We start from the raw sequence: 18687 nt of genomic DNA, 5'->3' as shown, positions 1-18687 counted from the left end.
ACCGGCAACACCTGAACCGTCCGGCCCCGGAATTCTGTTCCACCGGCCAGACGATGAGATGAGAGCGCAGTCCATGTCAAGTACGACCGAGCCCGCCGCTGGCCCCGCCGTCCGTAATTCCGAGCATCGAACAGTGAGCCGGGTGATGAACATCCTCGAGCTCGTCGTTGCCAGCGAGCCGACAGGAATGAGGCTCGCTGACCTCGCCGAATCCGTCGGAGCACCGAAATCTTCAATCCACGGATTGACCCGCGGACTTGTGGCGACCGGCTACCTGCGCGACGAGAGCGGACGCTATCTGCAGGGAGCCGCGCTTTCCGGGCTACTCAGCACCGGCGGGCAGCAACTGCCGGCCACCTATCGCCGTGCACTGGAGGAGCTATCGCGAGAGTGGAACGAGACCGCCGTCATCGCTACGCCCGCCGGCGACTCGGTCGTCAACCTCGACTCCGTAGAATCCTCCAGCGTCGTGCGCGCTCATCCACCCATGCGTACACGTAGGCCGATGTGGCCGGGAAGCTACGGAAAGTGCTTCTTGGCATTCATGGATCCGAACCGACGCGAATCGTATTTGAATCGCCACCACAAAGATCCCGAGGAACGTGCACTCATCCTCGCTGAGCTCGCCGAGATCCGAGAGAACCGCATCTCCTACAACCCCGGCAGTACTGACCCACAGCTGTTCGGCATCGCCAGCCCCATCTTCGCGGCAGACGGCAAGACCGTGAACTTCTCCATCGGCATCGCTGCACCGATCGGACGCATGCCAAAGGATCTGACAGCAATGGCAGACAGTGTGCGCGCCGCCGCTGATTCTCTGTCGCTCGGCGGAGGCACTCGCGCCTGACGCGACGCGAGTGACTCCACTCGGGTGAATCGACCGCCCCTTGTTTTTGACCGCATCTCACTGTATACAAGATGTATTCATCTCAGCACGAACAAGTTAGGGCCGACAATGACGATGGTGACCGCACTCGATAACCGCATGCTGATCGGCAGCTCGCGGCCTCAGATCAGCGCCGACCGCGCGATCGAGGTGACGACCCCCATCGACGGCACTGTGCTGACTTCGGTCGCTGACGCGAGCGCAAGCCAGGTGCACGACGCCATCACGGCTGCGGAACAGGCCTTCGTGACGTGGCGGCGCGTGCCAGGGGTCGAGCGAGCGCGCCTGATGCACAGCCTCGCCGATATCTTGGACCGAGAAAGCGAAAACCTCGCTCAACTCGAATCGCTCGACAACGGCAAACTGCTTCGTGAAACCCGCACCCAGGCACGGTTCGCCGCGCGCAACTACCGCTATTTTGCTGGCCTCGCCGACAAGATTCATGGGCGCACGATCCCGCTGGATGCCTGGGACTCATTCGACTACACCACCCGCGAGCCGGTCGGCGTCGCTGCGCTGATCACTGCATGGAACTCTCCCATGCAACTTCTCGCCAACAAGCTTGCGCCCGCTCTCGCCGCAGGCTGCACGGTCGTTATCAAACCGAGCGAGATAGCACCGCTGACCACTCTCGCACTCGCCGATTTCGTCAGAGAGGCTGGCTTCCCCGACGGCGTCATCAACATCGTCACGGGTGGAGCGGAGGCTGGCATTGCCCTCACGACAGACTCCCGGCTGGGTCGAATCAGTTTTACCGGTTCCGTCGCTACTGGTCAGGCGATCCAGCTCGCCGCTACAGAAACTCTCGTTCCGGTGACCCTGGAACTGGGCGGCAAGTCCGCGAACATCGTCTTCGACGATGCAGACATCGAGCGCGCCATCCCTGGAGCAATCTCCGGGATCTTTGCGGCCGGCGGCCAAACCTGTATTGCGGGAAGTCGACTTCTCGTCCACGATCGCATCCACGACGAGTTCGTGGAACGGGTCAGCGAAGCCGCGAAGAACATCCTCATCGGCGATCCACGCGAGGATGCCACGCAGATGGGGCCCGTGGCGAGCAAGCTGCAACGTGAACGCATTCTTGCGTGCATCGACCAGGCACGCGCCGACGGGTCCACTCTCGCGGCCGGCGGCGGCAGCGCAGACGCACCAGGTCTCGCTGGCGGCTACTACGTTGAGCCCACCGTCTTCGTCGATGTCGATCCGCAGTCCACTCTGGCCCAACAGGAAGTCTTCGGCCCGGTGCTCGCTACGCACCGCTTCTCCACCGAGCAGGAAGCGATCGCGATCGCGAACGGTACAGAATTCGGCCTCGCCAGCGGCATCTGGAGCCGGGACATCTCGAGAGTGCATCGAGTCGCTCGCGAACTCATTGCGGGCACAGTGTGGGTCAACACTTATCGCTACAGCGCCGCCCAGGCACCATTCGGCGGGGTGAAAAAGTCGGGGCACGGCCGCGAGCGTGGCATCGAGGCCATCGACGAGTACCTGCGCACGAAGAACGTACTCATCGATCTGTCTGACGAGATACGCGACCCGTTCGCGATCAAGGCTTGAACGAAGGAATGACGCTATGACCACCATCGCTTTGTGCGGACTCGGCCAGATGGGGCTCCCCATCGCCGGGCGTCTCGCCACCGTCGACGACGTCCTCGCCTTCGATATCTCTCCCGCTCGTCGAGAGCTCGCCGAGCAACTTGAGGGCGTTGAGCCCACCGACCGCCTGGAGGATTTAGCTCGGTGCGAAACGGTGGTGCTCTCGCTGCCTAACCCCGCCATCTCCCGCTCAGTGATCCGGCAGTTGTCTGGCGTCATGTCCGCCAGCTCCGTGTTGATCGAAACCAGCACCGTGTTGCCCACCGACGTCCGCGAATGGCACTCGATCCTGAGCTCAGTAAACGTGGATGTCATCGACGCCGCAGTGCTCTCGGGTGTCGGACAGATGGCGAGCGGCTCCGCGACGTTGCTGGTAGGAGGCGATGCCTCCGTTATCGCCCGCGTCACCAGAGCGCTCGACGCGATGGGTAGCGCGGGGTGGCATCGCTATGGCGGTATCGGTGCAGGAATGGCTGCGAAGGTGGTGAACAACGGCGTCGCTCACGCCGTCATGGTCATACTGATCGAGGCTTTCGCCATGGCGAAGGCGGAGGGAGTCGCGCTGGAAGACATCGCTGCAATGCTCGAACGTCCCGATGGCGGTCTCATCCGTCCACTCACCCATCGCATGATGGAGCGCGTCGCACACTCGTCATACGACGGGGGCATGCCGGTCGATGCCGCGAGGAAGGACTCGACCCTCGCGCTGGCAATGGCACAGAACGCGGGTGTCCCACTGTTCGCAACTCAGGCTGCGCAGTCCGTGTACGATCTTGCAATCTCGGCCGGCCTCGGCCGCGAGGACTATGCTGCCGTCGCCACCCTGTGGGAGCAATGGACGCACGACTCGCTCGCCTATCAGAAGAAGGATGCCGGATGACCGAGGTCTACGCCCTCCGCTACGCTTACCGCACCGAATCGCAGCGGGGCGAACACTTCTATGGACACGTCGCAGACTGCTGCGAGCAGTATCCGATCGACTACTTCACCTGGGTCATCCTGACCGAGGATCGCACGGTCATGGTCGACGCGGGATTCACACCTGCGACAGCGACAGAACGGGGCAGTCGTCCGCACCTCGGCTCCCCCGTCGAACTGCTCCGCGAGCTCGGCCGAAGTGCAGAAGACGTCACGGATGTCATCCTTACGCACCTGCACTATGACCACACGGGGTACGCCAACTTCTTTCCCAATGCGCGGCTGTGGTTACAGCGCGCCGAGCTGGATTTCTGGTCCTCCCCGCTCGCCCAGCGCGGCAGCTTCGCACATCTCGTTAACGACGGAGACCTCAGCGATATTCGGGCGGCCGTCGATGCCGGACGGGTGACGCTCCTCGATGGAGATGCTGACCTCGGTGATGGGATCACCCTTCACCACGTCGGCGGCCACACTCCTGGCATGCAGGTTGTGCGAATCATCGGCGCGACGCGACCAATCGTGCTCGCTTCGGATGCGAGCCACTTCTACGCCAACTTCGAAGGTGACCACCCGTACGGGATCGTCTATAACCTGGGCGACATGCACAGTGCTTTCGACCGGTTGGCAGCACTCGCCGGCGCCGACGGCGTGATCGTCCCCGGCCATGACCCGCGCGTGGCCGATCGTCACGGTCCGCCGCAAGGTAGTGAGGGTCGGATCTTCCGGCTGGACGAGTAACGATAGGATCGGCGCCGTGCGCCATTCATTCGGCGACAGGTCTGAGGAGAGCGTGACAACCGGCATTGATGTCATCCCGGCGGGTGGGCTGGAGCGTTACCGCATCGATGCAGCGACGCGAGGGAACACGGTCGCTGCCACGACGCATGCTCTGCGCGAGGCAATTCTCGATGGCGTGCTCACCAGCGGTGCCTGGTTGCGCGAGGTGTCATTGGCGCGCTCTCTCGGCGTGAGCCGCACACCGGTGCGCGAAGCACTCGCTCGCCTTGAGGACGAAGGACTCGTCGTGCGTGAAAGTGGCGCTGGCGCCCGCGTCACGGACGTCACCATAGATGACATGTCGGTCATCTATCAGGTTCGCGGCAGCCTCGAGTCGCTCGCGGCACGCTTTGCAGCGACGCGCATCACCGCGGCTCAGTTGGCGATACTGCGAGACCTTCAAGACGAAATGCGCTCTGCGGCGGCAGCCGGCGACGCCCAGACGTTCGCCAATTCGAATGTCCTCTTCCACCGACAGTTGGCAGCGGTCGCGGACAACGCGTATATCGCGAGGCTGCTCGGTCCCGTCGAGGTGGCCCTGCGACGCTTTGGCGGGAAGTCGCTCTCCGAGACGCGGATGCCACAGGTGCTCGTTGAGCACGACGCGATCCTGCGTGCTTTCGAAGATGGCGAGCCGGAGACGGCCGCAGCCGCGGCCGCGGCGCACGCAGAAAATGCCCGCACCTCGACACTTGCGCGGATGATCAGCCAGCTCCGCTGATCGATCAGCGAATGTGCGGCACAACCTCTCGCTGGAACCGCTCCATGTCTTCGAGGACGCCGCCCGTATTGTCGGACGTGAAGCGCATGTCCACAGATGTCACCCCGAGCGCCTTCAGAGCGGTGAGATCCTCAGCGAGCTGCTCCGCTGACCCGGAAAGCATCCGGTGGTTTCCGTCGGCAGCAACTGCCGGCGCGGTCACGCCGTGCGAGTGCACGCGCACGGCAACGGTGACGCTGTCGGGATTACGTCCCGCCTTCTCGACAGCCCTGCGCATGTCTTCGATACCAGCAGCCATCAATGGAATGCTATCGAGCGGTTGTTTCTGATCTGTGAGGACCGGGTACCAGGCATCACCAAATCGAACCACTCTGCGCATCGCCGGTCGGCTGAGACCGCCCACCCAGATCGGAGGGTGCGGGTGCTGCGTGGGCTTGGGCTCGAATCGGATGCCACTGAATGACACATATTCGCCGTCGAACGTCGGATCCGCTTCGGTCCATAGGATCTTCATGGCTTCGAGATACTCATCGGTGACCTTGCCGCGGGCTGCGAAGTCCGGAGAGTTCGTCGCTTCGAACTCATCCTTCATCCATCCCGTCCCCACGCCAACGGTAAGCCGCCCTCCCGACAAGACGTCGACTGTGGCCAGCACCTTCGCAGTGAGCACGGCAGGGCGGTATGGAACGACCATGACCGCAGTGACGAAACGTAGTGTGGTGGTCTTCGCTGCAAGGAATGCAAGCGCCGTCAGAAGATCATGCCGAGGACCAGCTGCCACCGGCTGCCACTTACCGTCGGCAGAATAGGGATAGACGGATTCGATGCCGACCGGCGAGACGAGGTGATCACTGAATGTCACATAGTCGAACCCCATCCGCTCACCTTCAGTGACAACCTGGAGGAGACCATCCGTGTCCCCAGGGAGACCGGGAACCCGGGGATCGAAGCCGATGTCCAGTCCGGGCGTACGCGTGCTGTGTGTTGCTGTGTTGACGTCATTGTCAGTGTGGACCACGTTGCAAACCTACCTCTTCGATGATGTTGGTTGACGTATCGTCCCATTCAGCATACCGTCCACGTAGTCGACAAACCGAACGATGCACGCGATCAGCACTTGAAGGGACGACCATGAGAATGACTCGTGGAGCAGTACTTGTTGAACCGGGAAAGTTCGAGATCAGAGAGTTTCAGCTGCCCACGATCGGCGCGGATGACGCGCTGCTCCGCGTCGAAGCGTGCGGCCTGTGCGGCACGGACCTCGAGCAGTTCGATGGCCTGTTCCCCCACTCTCCTCGCCACTTCCCGTACCCGGCCATCCCAGGCCACGAACCGCTCGGCGTGATCGATCAGATCGGGGAGAATGCGGCGCGCCGGTGGGGCGTCCAACCCGGCGACCGAGTCGCGGTGCGACCATTCTTCGGATGCGGAGCGTGTGCGTCATGCGCGGCGTGGCAGCCCGAGGCCTGCCGTGAACGAGGCGGCACATATGGCTTCATCGACGTAGAGAAGGGCCCGGGGCTGTGGGGCGGCTACGCGGATCACATGTACCTTCACCCGCTGTCGGTGGTCCGCAAAATCGATCCCACCCTGCCTGCGTCGGTCGCATCGATGTACAACCCGCTGGCGGCTGGCGTGTACTGGGGCGATACTGCCCCGGCGACACAACCTGGCGACCGGGTCGTCATCCTCGGCTCTGGGGTTCGAGGCCTCATGTGCCTCATCGCAGCCAAGGCGGCCGGCGCCGGCCAGGTGGTCATCACAGGCCTCGCTCGCGACCGGCATAAGCTTGAACTCGCGCAAAAGCTCGGCGCAGACATCACCCTCGAGGTAGACGACATCGACGTCGTCCAATCATTGATGGAGCACACACAGGGTGGGGCTGACGTGGTTGTCGACACCACCCCGTATGCAACTGAATCCGTCCGCCACGCGGTCGAGATCGGTGCCCGCGGCGCGCGGATTGTGCTCGCCGGACTTAAAGGCGCTGGAGCCACCGTCGAGCATCTGCCAACCGATCGCATTGTGCACAATGAACTGCGCATCATGGGCGTCCTTCAACCCCCGTTCAGTGACTTCGAGCGCGCCATCAAGATCATCGAGAGCCGCAAGTATCCGCTCGAACTCGTCCACACGCATTCCTTCGACGTCGCTGACTCGAAGCGAGCGATAGATGTCTTCGGAGGGCGGGACAAAACTGAGAAGCCCGCCATCCACGTCTCCATAACGCCGATGCTGCCGTGAATTCTTGACACATCGACCGCATAACAGTACGTTCGTAATAATGGATGAAAGTCTGTAGATACGAACAACGTATCTACATTCTTCCAAGTTCGGGCGTGCAAAGCAGCGCGCCACAAGAGAGGATTCACCAAGTGCCTCAAGGCATCTCCCCGGTTTCGACGACGACTTCGGCGCCCTCTGCAGCATCCGGAGGCGCACATACGGGCCGGCTCGTCGCAGCGTCTGTGATCGGTACCATATTCGAGTTCTACGATCTCGTGCTCTACGCCGCTGTCGCGGGTCTACTCTTTGCGCAGCTGTTCTTCCCCGAGGGCGACTCGCTCGTCGGCACGATCTACGTGTGGTCTGTGTTCGCGGTCAGCTACCTGATGCGTCCACTGGGAGCTGTTGTGTTTGGACACATCGGCGACAAGATCGGCCGGAAGTTCGTGCTCATGATCACCCTGATCGTTATGGGTGTAGCGACCGTACTCATGGGATTCCTGCCCACGTATGAGGCTATCGGTGCTGCAGCGCCCGTCTTTCTCGTCTTGCTTCGGCTTGTCCAGGGATTCGCCGCAGGTGGTGAGCACGGCAGCGCAACTGTCCTACTGATCGAGCACAAGAACGACTCCCGGCACCGTGGGTTCTACGCAGCGCTGCCGACTGCTGGATCGGTCGTCGGCGCGCTTCTGGCCACAGGAACGATCGCGCTCCTCACGGCATCAATGAGCCCCGAGGACTTTGCCAGTTGGGGATGGCGAGTGCCTTTCCTTGCGAGCGCAGTGATCGTCGTTCTGGGGATGGTCATTCGCCGCGGCATCACCGAACCTCCCGTTCTGAAAGAGACTCTCGCAGCAGGCGAGGCAGTGGGGATTCCGTTCTTCTCGCTTTTCGTCAAGTACCCCAAGCAGATGCTGACCGCGCTCGCACCCACGTGCGTGATCTTCTTCACGTATTACATCGCGTTGACGGTCACTGTCCCCTATGCGGGAGCAAACGGTGAAACGCCACTACCGACATTGCTCGCTATGTCAACGGCAGGTCAGGCGCTATATGCTGTCGCGATTATCGGTTTCGCTGCGCTCTCTGATCGCGTCGGACGTCGTACGCCGATGATCATCGGGGCGATCGCGGTCGCCGTGTGGGCATTCGCCTATTTCCCCCTTCTGCTTTCAGGCAGCGGCGTGGCAGCGTTCATCGGGTTCGCGGGCATGTTCCTCGCGGTCGGCTGTCTATACGGCCCCCTCCCGGCCTTTCTTACCGAGTCGTTCGGGTCCGAGTCGCGACTCAGCGGGATGTCCTTCGTCTATCAGACAGGTGGCGCGCTCGCCGGAGGTTTCGCCCCCCTGATCGCGACCGGACTGTTCGGAGCGTTCTCCAACTCGTGGCTGCCGATCGCCGTCGTCGTCGCACTTGGCTGCATGTTGACCCTGGTCGCCATGATCCTGAGCAGGGAGACTGCGAATCTCGATCTGAAGACCGGCACCATCAAAGTGAACGTGCCGAACACGAACGGCGGGGCCCGATGAACCAGAACGGTACGAAGGTGGTGCCGCTGCTCGTCGGCACAGCACCACGGAAGATGTCTCAGGTGGTCTCCGGAGCCGAGCCGGATCCGATCGATCTCGCCTTCACCATGTTCTATGTCGAGTCTCAGGGCAAGAAGATTCTGGTTGACACCGGCATCGGTTCGCTGGAGCAGACCCATGCGCACCATCACCCGGTTGCGCAGGCGACCGCTCAGCATCCCGCTGCGGCACTGAAGGGAATCGGCGTCGATCCCGAAGAGATCGAGATCGTGGTGAATACCCACCTCCATTGGGATCATTGTGGCGGCAACGATCTCTTTCCGAACGCCAAGATTCTCGTGCAGCGACGCGAGATCGAAATCGCGATCGCCCCTCCCTTCGAGCAGACGAAGGCCTACGACGAGGTGGAGATGGCGCACGGAATGTGTACTTCCATCCCCAACTTCCTGCGCGGCAAGTTCACACTCATCGACGGCGAGATCTCGCTTACGGACGACGTCATGCTGATTCAGACTCCCGGCCACACCCCAGGAAGCCAATCGGTGCTCGTCAAGGGTGCCGAGACCTATCTGCTCGCCGGTGACAATGTTCCGATGTATGCCAACCTCAACGGCGGCGCATTCATCCCGAACGCGTCCTACACCGACCTCGACGTTTACCTCGAGAGTATGAAACGTGCGTTCTCGCTCGCGTCCAGCACGTTGCCCAGCCACGATCACCGGGTGTTCGACGCTTCAGTATACGAATGACTGTCGGCCGAGCGACGCCCCGAATCAACGAACCGCGGAGAACGAAAGAGACCTCATGTCAGTAATGGTCACCGGCGTCGGCTTCATCGGCGGTCACGTCGTCAGCGAACTCCTGCAGTCAGGCCAGGACGTCGTCATGTACGGCCAGCTTGGCGCGACCGGGGACGCCGACGACGTGAGCACTTTGCCCGACGTCCTGTATGTCGACGAGCTCTCCGCCGGCATCCCCAACCGGGGTGCAACCACCGCAGTTCTCGGTGACATCAGGGATTACGGTCGAATCCTTCAGACGATCCGAGACCACGATGTCCGCAAGATCATTCACCTCGCATCCCTCGTCTCGCAGGCGTCCGAGGCCAATATTCCAAAAGCGATCGATGTGAATGTCATGGGCACGGTCAACGTGTTCAAGGCTGCGGTCGAGACGCAGGTGGAGCGGGTTGCCTGGGCAAGCTCGATCAACGTCTTCGGTCCAAGATCGTTCGCAGGACGCGACATCATCGACGATGATTCTCCCGTCGATCCGAGCACGGTATACGGCTCGAGCAAAGTATTTCTGGAGGGCATCGCGGCGGCCTACCACCGCAATCAGGGGCTGAACGTGGTCGGCCTCCGCCCCGCTCGTGTCTACGGCTACGGTGAGCAACTGAAGGCAGGGCGCGGCGGCGGCACGAAGTTCGTCGACAATCTACTCCGCATTCCCGCCACGGGCTCTGAACCGGCGGTCGTGCCCTTCGGCGATCAGACGATGGACTTCCAATACGTCGGCGACATCGCCGCGGCGTTCGTGCAGGCGCTCGCCACCGATGAGGGCGCCGGGTTGTCTTTCGTCACCAGCGGGGATCGACGCCCGATCTCGGATGCCTTCGATTACGTGCAGGCGCTCATTCCCGACGCCGAGATGCGACTCGCCACAGCTGCTGACGGATTCGAGCTTCCGGCCGGTGCCCAGATCAGTTGGGCGTACCCGTTTGACGCGAGCCGCGCAGAACGCATTCTCGGAATCCGGCCTCAGTTCACTATGGAGGACGGCTTCTTCCGCACTCTGTCGGCGTATCGCGAGGGTGCGGGATTGCCCGCTCTCACGCGTCCCGAACATGTTGGAAAGAAATAGCGATGCCTTTCCTGATCGATGCCTCCGACAAGCCAGGTACCGCAGCGTTGCGAGCGTCAACGCGCGAAGCCCACCTGGAATACGTCGCCGCGGCCGCGCACGTGGTGCTCGCCGGCGGCGCAAAACTTTCTGATGACGGCGCAGAAGTCGATGGCAGCTTCTTCATCGTCGATGTCGAGACTCGCGCTGAAGCCGAGGCGTTCATCGCCGCAGACCCATTCGCGCGAGCGGGTGTGTTCGCCGACATCCTCATCCGCCGGTGGCGAAAATCCTACTTCGACCGGGTTCACGTCTGAAGGGACAACCATGACTGATGCAAATGACGAGCTGATCCGTATTGAAGTGGTCAGTGAATCGATCCTGCGCTTCCGGCTCAATTCGCCTGCTGACCGCAACGCACTGTCGGGGGCGATGCGTGCGGCGATCCTCGCTGCGCTTGCTCAGGCACGGGCCACCGACACGAAGGTCGTGATCATCACTGGCGACGACCGCGCCTTCTCCTCTGGCTACAAGCTAGACCCGGGCGTGATGCGCCCGAAGACCGTCGTAGAGGACCGCCGCCGCCTCAGCGAGGTTGCGGACTTCATGAAGGAGTATCGCGACCAGCCCATCGTCACGATCGCGGAGGTCCGCGGGTACTGCCTCGCAGGCGGCACCGATCTCATGCTCGCCAGCGATATCGCCCTGGCTGCCGACGATGCGAAGCTGGGCGTCCCCAATATCCGCGGCCTCGGGATCTCTCTCCTCCTGCCTGTATGGTCTTGGCTACTCGGGCCTCAGCGGGCGAAACTTCTCGCGCTGACCGGCGACCTCATTTCCGGACACGAAGCCGCCCAGAATGGCCTGGTCGCCGCGTCATACCCCGGCGCAGAACTGGGCGACCGCGCCATCGAGTTGGCGGAGCGGATCGCAATGGTGCCGCAGGAACTTCTGGGCATCGTCAAGCACTCCCTCAACGCCGCGTGGGATTCGGCAGGCTTCGGCGAGCTCACGACGCGGGCAGTCGAGCTCGATGTCCTCGCCCATATGTCCGCGCCTGTCATCGATTTCTGGGACCGAGTCGAAGAGGTGGGGATCAAGCCCGCGCTGGTCGAGCGAGACGGGCCGTTCAGCACCGGTCGCACACCGACCCAGATTGCTCCGCCGGCCAAAAACGGAGGCTAACACGGTGTCCCCCACCCAGCGGGACATCGATGCCAATCCTGACTGGATTCCGGCCCGGGTCGCGGTGGTAAACGATTATCTCGGCATCGCTGAGAAGTACGCAGACTGGTCCGCCGTCGGCGAGCTCGCGTCGGTCGATTTCTACACCGAGCCATTCGACGACGAGGATCATGTCGTGGCTACGTTGGAGGGATACGACGTCATCTGCTCCACGAAAGAACGCCTCGCTCTTACTGCGCCTTTGATGGACCGGCTGCCTCGCCTGAAGCTTTTCGTCGCTACCTCACAGGTCAACCGCGTGATTGACTTCGAAGCTGCCGCAGAGCGCGGGATTGAGATCGCGGGAACGCGCTACTCCGCCTTCTCCAGAGCGGCAACTGCTGAGTACACGTGGGGATTGATCATCGCCGCGATGCGAGGCATCACGACTGAAGACCGTCGTGTACGCGAAGGCCACTGGCAAACTGAGGCTTTTCCTGCGCTCTTCGGTAAGACCATTGGAATCGTTGGCCTTGGCGGAACTGGTCGCTTCATCGCGCGGTTCGCGCACGCGTTCGGAATGCACCCGCTTGTGTGGAGCCCCCATCTGAGTAACCACGCAGCAGTTGAAGCGAACGCGGAGCCAGTCAGCCTGACCGAGTTGCTACGTCGCAGCGATGTAGTAACTCTGCATCTCGTGCTGTCGAATTCCACGCGCCACGTGATCGATGCACAGGCGCTCGCTCTGATGAAGCCAACGTCTGTGCTCGTGAACACATCAAGAGGAGGGCTCATCGACGAGGATGCCCTCGTGAAGACGCTGCAAGAGCGTCGCATACGCGCCGCAGCGCTGGATACCTTCGATGTTGAACCATTGCCAGAGCACCATCCACTGCTCAGTCTTGAGAATACAATTCTCACGCCCCACGTCGCCGGGTATACCGCCGAAACATACGACGAATGGTATCGAGGAACAGCTGAGGCAGTTCTTGCATACCTCGAGGGTCGACCGATACCCGTCCGTCACGACCGGTGATCGCTATTTTCCGGAGACTGCTCCTAAGCCGTCACGCGCCGACATCGAGAACCAGACGTCCTCTCAGACCGCCTGCTTCGATAAGGCAATGTGCTTCCGCGGCTTCGCCGAGCCCCAGGATCTTCGCGACCCGAGGACGCAGAACCCCAGCCGACGCAAGCCTAGCTACTTCGTGAATCTTCGTGGTGTTGTAGAGCTGATCGGCAACGCTCACGGCGACTACCCGGATACGCTCATCTTTGCCCGCGTCGTCAGGGCGGACCTGAACCAAGACTCCGCCGTCACGGACGAGCGGATTCATCTCGGCGCCGAGTCGAGCGCAGTCCACAATGCCATCCACCCCGTCGGCTGCGGCCGCGGCAACCGCTCCGTACATGTCCTCGGCGCGTGGCACCACGACATCGACGCCAAGTGAAATCAGGTAGTCACGATCCTTCTCGTATGCGTCTGCGATAACGAAGTGCCCATGATCCCGGACAACGGCGATCACATAGCTACCTAGCGCGCCGGCACCACCAGTGACAAGAACCGTCGAGGCTTCTCGCAGCTCCAGCAATTCAAGAATCATCAGCGCAGTAAGACCGTTCATCGGCAGCGTCGCAGCAGTGATGAAACCCATCCCGCTGGGCATGGGCGCCATTGACCGAACGTCCACAGAAACGAACTGTGCTTGCGCCCCGCCTGCACGACGCCACGGCGGGACCACGGCGATGACCTTCTGTCCCTCGCGGAATCCAGAGGTCCCTGCCGATGGATGGATCCGTCGAACGATGCCTGACAACTCCATTCCCGGAACGTACGGTGGCTCGATGCCGCTAAGCCGCCCCGCCTGCGCACCTGCTCGCAAAAGCGTGTCAGTCGGGTTCACCGTTGCCGCGCGCACCTCGATCAAAGCCTCGCCGGACCCAGCCTCAGGCATGGGACGAGTCACCACTTGCAAAACGTCTGGCGGCCCGAACCTCAGAATACCCACGGCTTTATTCAACATGAACTCATCGACCGGACGTCAGGCCAGGGGAGAAGCTGGAAACCTGTCCGCGAGATCAGTGAGCCAGTCCTCATAGTCCACGGCTCGGCGCTGAAGATTCTGGTACGTGCGTTCCTTGCTGTAGACAACAGACGCACCCGCCTCGATCCCGTCGAGAAACGTTATGGCCGCTTGCTCAGGAGTATCCGCTTCTTGCGCGGAGACTTGACTGTGCGGGTCACCGAGGTTCATCCGCTCGTGGAGTGGCGTGAGGATCCCGCCGGGTAGAAACGTCGTGAAGTCGACTCCGGAATCCGCGTAGCGCGCATGCATCCACTCCACCATCGCGTGCTGTGCACGCTTGGTGACGGAGTATACGAGCGACTTCGGGTTCAGCGTGACCGCTGTGCTTGACGCGGTGACTGCGATCTGCCCCGATCGCCGATCGAGCATCTCCGGGAGAGCCTCCTGTATCAGCTCCATGACGGAGGTGACGTGGACTCGCCACGAGAGATCCCATTCAGGGAGCTCCGTGGCGAGTCCGGTGACGCCGATGACTCCTGCATTCGCAATCAACACGTCAACACGTGACATCGCTTCGCGCGATTGGTGCAGACCTCGCTGGACTGCGGCGGAGTCCGTCAGATCGGCGACGATCGCGACAGCACGTCCGCCGATGTCCCGCGTCGTACGTGTGAGTCCCTCGTGATCCCTGTCCCACAGCGCGACGGCCGCGGCACCGCGCTCGATCGCTCCACGCGCGAGCGCAGCGCCGAGGCCGCTGGCCGCTCCGGTCACGATGACGTTCGTGCCCTTCAGCTTCATGCTGTGCCTTCCAGGTTCAGGATGAGAGGCGACATGACGAGGTTCAGCCGAGTCGACGGTTCATCTGGTCGACCCAGTCCTGCAGCGAATCCTGGATCACCTGGTAATCAGGGGTGTATGTACCCTTGAGTTCCTCGGGAGCGGGCAGGTCTGCCTGCGCCTCCTCGGGAAGCTCGACCGATGTGGTTGGCAGGTATCCGATCGTGCTCGAAGCGATCTCTTGCCCCTCATCGCTGAGCAGGAAGTTCAGGAACAGCTGCATCGACTCAGCATTCGGGCTACCTTCAACCGCGTCGACAATGACCATCTCAGCGGCTACCCCTTCTTTCGGCGCCACCCACTTCGCCGCGAATCCGGACTTCTCCAAGGCGATTCCGCGTCCCATGGAGTTGAACCCGACGACGCAACGCCCCTGCTGGAACATCTCGTCGAACTGGGCCGGGGATTCGGCGATATGGATGCCAGAGCCCAGACTCTCTAGCAGATCGAACGCCGCGGACACGTCATTCTCATCATCGCCGAGCGAGCGAGCCGTCTGTACCAGTGCACTGCGCCCATAAGAGTTCTCCATCGAATGCATGCAGATCAAGTCGGCGACTGCGGGATCGTAGACGTCGCTCAGCGACGTTGGCGGTGTAAGGCCGTTCTTCTCGTAGTACTCGACGTTATAAGTGATGCCCGTCGGATTGTTCATCCAAGGAATGCCGTGCGGCATGTAGTGATCGTATGTGTCCTGAACGAGATCCATGTTCGTGACCACATCGGGATCGACTTCGGCGACCCACCCGTTGGTGACCGCATTCAGGTGGGTCGTGTCATTCCAGAGCACGCCATCGATGAGTGGGTTCTGCGCCTGTGCCTGCAGCGTCGAAGTCATCACCGCCGACGTACCGACGGTGTATTCAACATTGATGCCAGTCTCTTTCTCGAACGCCGGGAAGATCTTCTCTGCGAACGAGATCTCAACTGAGCCGCCAGCGGTCATGAAGACGAGCTCGCCGGTTCCTCCGCTTGCAGAGTCCGGTGCCTCGGCATCCGGCGTGGTCTGGCCGCTGCATCCTGCAAGCATCAATGTTGAAACGACAGCAACGGCCGTCAGATAGGTGTACCGCTTGGTGTTCATGCCAATCTCCTTCGATTGTTATGGCTTGATCCCCGAAAGCTGGATCGGTGTGCGGGTGATGCGTATTGCCTGAGCGATCACTTCAGGCTGTCGCGCGCGCCGGGTCCGAAGACCTTGCTCATGCCGACTGTGCGCTCGATGATGGCGAAGACGATGACAGCGAGAATGACCAGCGCGACACCGACCGCATTGATCAGAGGCGTGCTGCTCTGTTCGATGTAGGTGTACATGCGCACAGGCAGAGTGATGGATCCCGGCCCGCTGACGAAGATCGTCACGACGATCTCATCGAAGGACACCACGAAGGCGAGAGCGAGGGCGGATGCGAGACCTGCGCGAATGCCAGGAAGCACGACGCGCCAGAATGCACGGATGCGAGATGCACCCAGGTTCATGGCTGCGAGTTCGAGGTTGCCATCGAAGCCCGCCAGCGCCGTGCTGACCATGAAGGTGGTGTACGGCACCGTGATCATGACGTGTGCGAGCAGGATCCAGAGCAGGTTGCCGACCGCGCCGATGGAACTGTAGAAGGTCAGCAGCGCGACGCCGAGAACTACTCCGGGCAAAATCAGCGGCCCCAGAAGCATCAGTGATACCGCGCCGCTGCCACGAAATTTGAACCGCACGAGCGCGACTGCCGCGGCCGTGCCGAGGGCAGTGGAGACGATTGCTGTTCCGGTTGCGAGCACCAAGCTGAGTCCGGCAGAAGCCATGAACGCGTCGTTGCTCAGAAGTTCCTGGTACCAGCGCAGGCTGAAACCCTCCGGCGGAAACGCGTTGTACCCCGCAGCGGTGAACGAAGAGACGATCACCATGACGATAGGGATGATGAGGAAGAGGTAGGTGAACCAGCGGAGCACCCAAACGATCCCGGTTCCGATTCTGTCGAACATCAGGACACACCTCCCTCGGAGCTGCGCCGCGAGGGCAGCATGTTCAGGGCTCGTTGGTAAAGGAGAATCGTTACCAGCACGGCGACGAGCAGAATGACCGTGATGGTGGCCCCCATCGGACCGTTGTAGACGACCAGGCTCTGCTGATAGGCGAGCACAGGAAGCACCATCGACTGATTTCCGCCGAGGATGGCAGGGGTGACAAATGATCCCGCGCTCAGCGTGAACACGAGCATTGACCCTGCCAGGATGCCCGGCACGCTGATCGGAAGCATGATTCGGAAGAACGCCTGCGTCTTGGTGGCACCGAGATTCTGAGCCGCATGGACCAGATCACCATTGATGCCGGACAGGATGCCGAGAAGCGAGAGCACCATGTAGGGCATGACGACATGCACGAGGCCGATGATGACGGCGATGTTCGTCGACATCAGGTCGACGGAGCCCAGGCCGAGGAACTCGGAGACACGAGAGAGCAGACCGTTGTAGCCGAGCACGATCGTCCAGCCGTAGGTACGGACGATCACGCTCACCAACAACGGCGACAGAACGAAGAGCCCGATCAAGGCGCTCATCCATCCACGTGCCTTCGCGAGATGCGTCGCCACCGGGTATGCCAGCAGAACCGTGATGATGGTCGTGACGATACTGATACCCAGCGTCCGCCCCAGCACCGCAAGGTTGTACGGATCGGTCAAGAACGTCACGTAGTTGTCGAACGTGAATCCGTTCGCGCCGTCACGGAAGCTCAGTGCCACCGTGCTGATCAGCGGCCACAGGAATAGCACGCTGAGGATAAGCAGCACCGGGGCGACCAGAACCACCGGGATCAATCTCTCGCGTCCCTGCAGTGACAGCGCACGCTTCTGAAGGGCGACCGCCTGCGTCTGCGGCGCCGATGGTGTTGGCGTAAGAGTGCTCATGTCGCCCACTAGATCGCCGCGATACGAGCGTCTCGAGGGTGCCAAGACATCCACGCATCGGCACCAGGGACGAGAGGGCTGGGCTCCGAGTGGTGGTAGGGGACGCGTGCTTCAAGCGTCTCGCCGTTTCCTGTCGCGACAGCTGCAATGTTGAGCTCGCCTCCGAGATAGGCTGCGTGCAGAATCTTGCATTGCACCACATTCACACTCGGATCTCTGACCGGTTCCGTATGAATCGTCACGCGGTCGGGACGAACAACGACACCTACGGCCTCGCCCACGCCAGGTCGGTACATCTCGTCGCGGGCGGTGATCGTGAAGCGGCGTCCCGCTGAGGTCGCTCCAATCGTCTGCGCCGTGGCATCCGTCACTTCGCTGACGAAGACATTCGCCCGGCCGATGAACTCGGCGACGAACTGAGTCTTCGGGAATTCGTACACCTCCAGCGGCTTGCCGACCTGCTGCACCTTCCCATCGCGCATAATCGCAATGTTGTCGGCCATCATCAGCGCTTCGTCCTGGTCGTGCGTGACCAGGACGGTCGTGATGTTCAGCTCTTGCTGCACCCGTCGAATCTCACGACGCATCTCCCAGCGAAGCTGCGCATCCAAGTTCGACAACGGCTCGTCGAGCAGGAGTACCGGCGGCTGCGGAGCGACCGCGCGGGCCAGCGCCACACGTTGTTGCTGACCACCCGACATTTGCGCTGGTCGACGGTCGGCGAACTTGCCCAGCCCGACAAGATCAAGCACTTCGTCAACGCGACGGGCGATCGCATCCTTCTTCCACCCGTTCATCTCGAGACCGAAGGCGACATTCTTACGTACGGTCATGTGGGGGAACAGCGCGTAGCTCTGGAAAACCATCAGCGTCTGGCGACGGTTGGCCGGCACCTCATTCAGCGGGCGGCCATCGAGCACAAGCGTGCCGCTCGTCGGATGGATAAGGCCAGCGATCATTCGAAGCGTCGTCGTCTTTCCACATCCGGAGGGACCGAGCAATGCGGTCAGCTCACCAGCCGGGAATAACAGCGACACGCCATCCACTGCTTTTGCACCGGAAGGGAACTCCTTCGTCAGCTCACGAAGTTCCAACTCGTGTCGCGTCCCGCGATTCGCGGCCTTCACTTCTTCCATGACAGCCATCAGTCGATCCGTCCGTTGACAGAGGCGGAGGTGGGAATCAACTTCAGGCACGTACGTCGAAGAATCATCTTGATCTCCTTTGGTCAAATGATCTGGCGCTGAGACCGTGCGTCATC

The 18687-nt window shown here is 61.6% G+C and carries 19 protein-coding genes; 12 read left to right on the top strand and 7 right to left on the bottom strand.

Annotated features, from left to right (window positions below):
* Nucleotides 1-73: 73 nt before the first annotated feature.
* The 5 genes from AC1C2O_RS15020 (at nucleotide 74) to AC1C2O_RS15000 (ending at nucleotide 4898) form a co-directional block, all read left to right on the top strand.
* The gene (locus AC1C2O_RS15020) at nucleotides 74-847 is read left to right on the top strand and encodes an IclR family transcriptional regulator (protein ID WP_495431246.1); all 774 of its coding nucleotides are present in this window, start codon (nucleotides 74-76) and stop codon (nucleotides 845-847) included.
* 117 nt (nucleotides 848-964) lie between these two features.
* A complete protein-coding gene (locus AC1C2O_RS15015) occupies nucleotides 965-2443 on the top strand; it encodes an aldehyde dehydrogenase (protein ID WP_495431245.1) in 1479 nt (492 codons plus the stop codon).
* 16 nt (nucleotides 2444-2459) lie between these two features.
* Nucleotides 2460-3362, top strand: coding sequence for an NAD(P)-dependent oxidoreductase (locus tag AC1C2O_RS15010; protein ID WP_495431244.1), 903 nt, complete (start codon nucleotides 2460-2462; stop codon nucleotides 3360-3362).
* A complete protein-coding gene (locus AC1C2O_RS15005; RefSeq protein WP_495431243.1) occupies nucleotides 3359-4138 on the top strand; it encodes an N-acyl homoserine lactonase family protein in 780 nt (259 codons plus the stop codon). The genes AC1C2O_RS15010 and AC1C2O_RS15005 overlap by 4 nt, the downstream gene beginning before the upstream one ends.
* A 16-nt stretch (nucleotides 4139-4154) precedes the next feature.
* Nucleotides 4155-4898, top strand: a complete 744-nt coding sequence (locus AC1C2O_RS15000) for a GntR family transcriptional regulator (protein WP_495431242.1) — start codon at nucleotides 4155-4157, stop codon at nucleotides 4896-4898.
* A 4-nt stretch (nucleotides 4899-4902) separates the two neighbouring features.
* Here the strand turns inward: AC1C2O_RS15000 and AC1C2O_RS14995 are convergent, their stop codons facing one another.
* A complete protein-coding gene (locus AC1C2O_RS14995; protein ID WP_495431241.1) occupies nucleotides 4903-5916 on the bottom strand; it encodes a TIGR03619 family F420-dependent LLM class oxidoreductase in 1014 nt (337 codons plus the stop codon).
* A 113-nt stretch (nucleotides 5917-6029) separates the two neighbouring features.
* On the opposite strand from AC1C2O_RS14995, the gene AC1C2O_RS14990 reads away from it, so the two are divergent.
* From AC1C2O_RS14990 to AC1C2O_RS14960, 7 genes are all read left to right on the top strand, one after another.
* Nucleotides 6030-7142, top strand: coding sequence for a zinc-dependent alcohol dehydrogenase (locus AC1C2O_RS14990; RefSeq protein ID WP_495431240.1), 1113 nt, complete (start codon nucleotides 6030-6032; stop codon nucleotides 7140-7142).
* A 131-nt stretch (nucleotides 7143-7273) separates the two neighbouring features.
* The gene (locus AC1C2O_RS14985; protein ID WP_495431239.1) at nucleotides 7274-8653 is read left to right on the top strand and encodes an MFS transporter; all 1380 of its coding nucleotides are present in this window, start codon (nucleotides 7274-7276) and stop codon (nucleotides 8651-8653) included.
* On the top strand, nucleotides 8650-9402 hold the full coding sequence (locus AC1C2O_RS14980; protein WP_495431238.1) for an N-acyl homoserine lactonase family protein: 753 nt from the start codon (nucleotides 8650-8652) through the stop codon (nucleotides 9400-9402). The genes AC1C2O_RS14985 and AC1C2O_RS14980 overlap by 4 nt, the downstream gene beginning before the upstream one ends.
* Nucleotides 9403-9457: 55 nt before the next feature.
* Nucleotides 9458-10516 carry an NAD-dependent epimerase/dehydratase family protein gene (locus AC1C2O_RS14975; protein WP_495431237.1) on the top strand — a complete coding sequence of 353 codons (1059 nt, stop codon included), beginning with the start codon at nucleotides 9458-9460 and terminating at the stop codon, nucleotides 10514-10516.
* Between the two features lie 2 nt (nucleotides 10517-10518).
* A complete protein-coding gene (locus AC1C2O_RS14970) occupies nucleotides 10519-10812 on the top strand; it encodes a YciI family protein (RefSeq protein ID WP_495431236.1) in 294 nt (97 codons plus the stop codon).
* Nucleotides 10813-10822: 10 nt separating this feature from the next.
* On the top strand, nucleotides 10823-11680 hold the full coding sequence (locus tag AC1C2O_RS14965) for an enoyl-CoA hydratase-related protein (protein WP_495431235.1): 858 nt from the start codon (nucleotides 10823-10825) through the stop codon (nucleotides 11678-11680).
* Nucleotides 11681-11684: 4 nt separating this feature from the next.
* Nucleotides 11685-12695 carry a D-2-hydroxyacid dehydrogenase family protein gene (locus tag AC1C2O_RS14960; protein WP_495431234.1) on the top strand — a complete coding sequence of 337 codons (1011 nt, stop codon included), beginning with the start codon at nucleotides 11685-11687 and terminating at the stop codon, nucleotides 12693-12695.
* A gap of 31 nt (nucleotides 12696-12726) precedes the next feature.
* On the opposite strand, the gene AC1C2O_RS14955 is transcribed toward AC1C2O_RS14960, so the two are convergent.
* The 6 genes from AC1C2O_RS14955 to AC1C2O_RS14930 all read right to left on the bottom strand — a co-directional run bounded on the left by AC1C2O_RS14955 (nucleotide 12727) and on the right by AC1C2O_RS14930 (nucleotide 18571).
* Complete coding sequence (locus tag AC1C2O_RS14955; protein WP_495431233.1) at nucleotides 12727-13614, bottom strand: NADP-dependent oxidoreductase; 888 nt, start codon at nucleotides 13612-13614, stop codon at nucleotides 12727-12729.
* A gap of 87 nt (nucleotides 13615-13701) precedes the next feature.
* Complete coding sequence (locus AC1C2O_RS14950; protein WP_495431232.1) at nucleotides 13702-14487, bottom strand: SDR family NAD(P)-dependent oxidoreductase; 786 nt, start codon at nucleotides 14485-14487, stop codon at nucleotides 13702-13704.
* Between the two features lie 43 nt (nucleotides 14488-14530).
* Entirely contained in the window at nucleotides 14531-15610 is a 1080-nt protein-coding gene (locus AC1C2O_RS14945) for an extracellular solute-binding protein (RefSeq protein ID WP_495431231.1), read from the bottom strand.
* A gap of 77 nt (nucleotides 15611-15687) precedes the next feature.
* Nucleotides 15688-16503: an ABC transporter permease gene (locus AC1C2O_RS14940; protein ID WP_495431230.1), complete on the bottom strand. Its 816-nt coding sequence runs from the start codon at nucleotides 16501-16503 to the stop codon at nucleotides 15688-15690.
* Nucleotides 16503-17426, bottom strand: coding sequence for an ABC transporter permease (locus AC1C2O_RS14935; protein ID WP_495431229.1), 924 nt, complete (start codon nucleotides 17424-17426; stop codon nucleotides 16503-16505). The genes AC1C2O_RS14940 and AC1C2O_RS14935 overlap by 1 nt, the downstream gene beginning before the upstream one ends.
* An 8-nt stretch (nucleotides 17427-17434) precedes the next feature.
* Entirely contained in the window at nucleotides 17435-18571 is a 1137-nt protein-coding gene (locus AC1C2O_RS14930) for an ABC transporter ATP-binding protein (protein ID WP_495431228.1), read from the bottom strand.
* Between the last annotated feature and the right edge of the window lie 116 nt (nucleotides 18572-18687).

It is taken from the genome of Microbacterium sp. Y355 (assembly GCF_059445345.1).
This window is presented reverse-complemented; position numbering and strand designations above follow the sequence as displayed.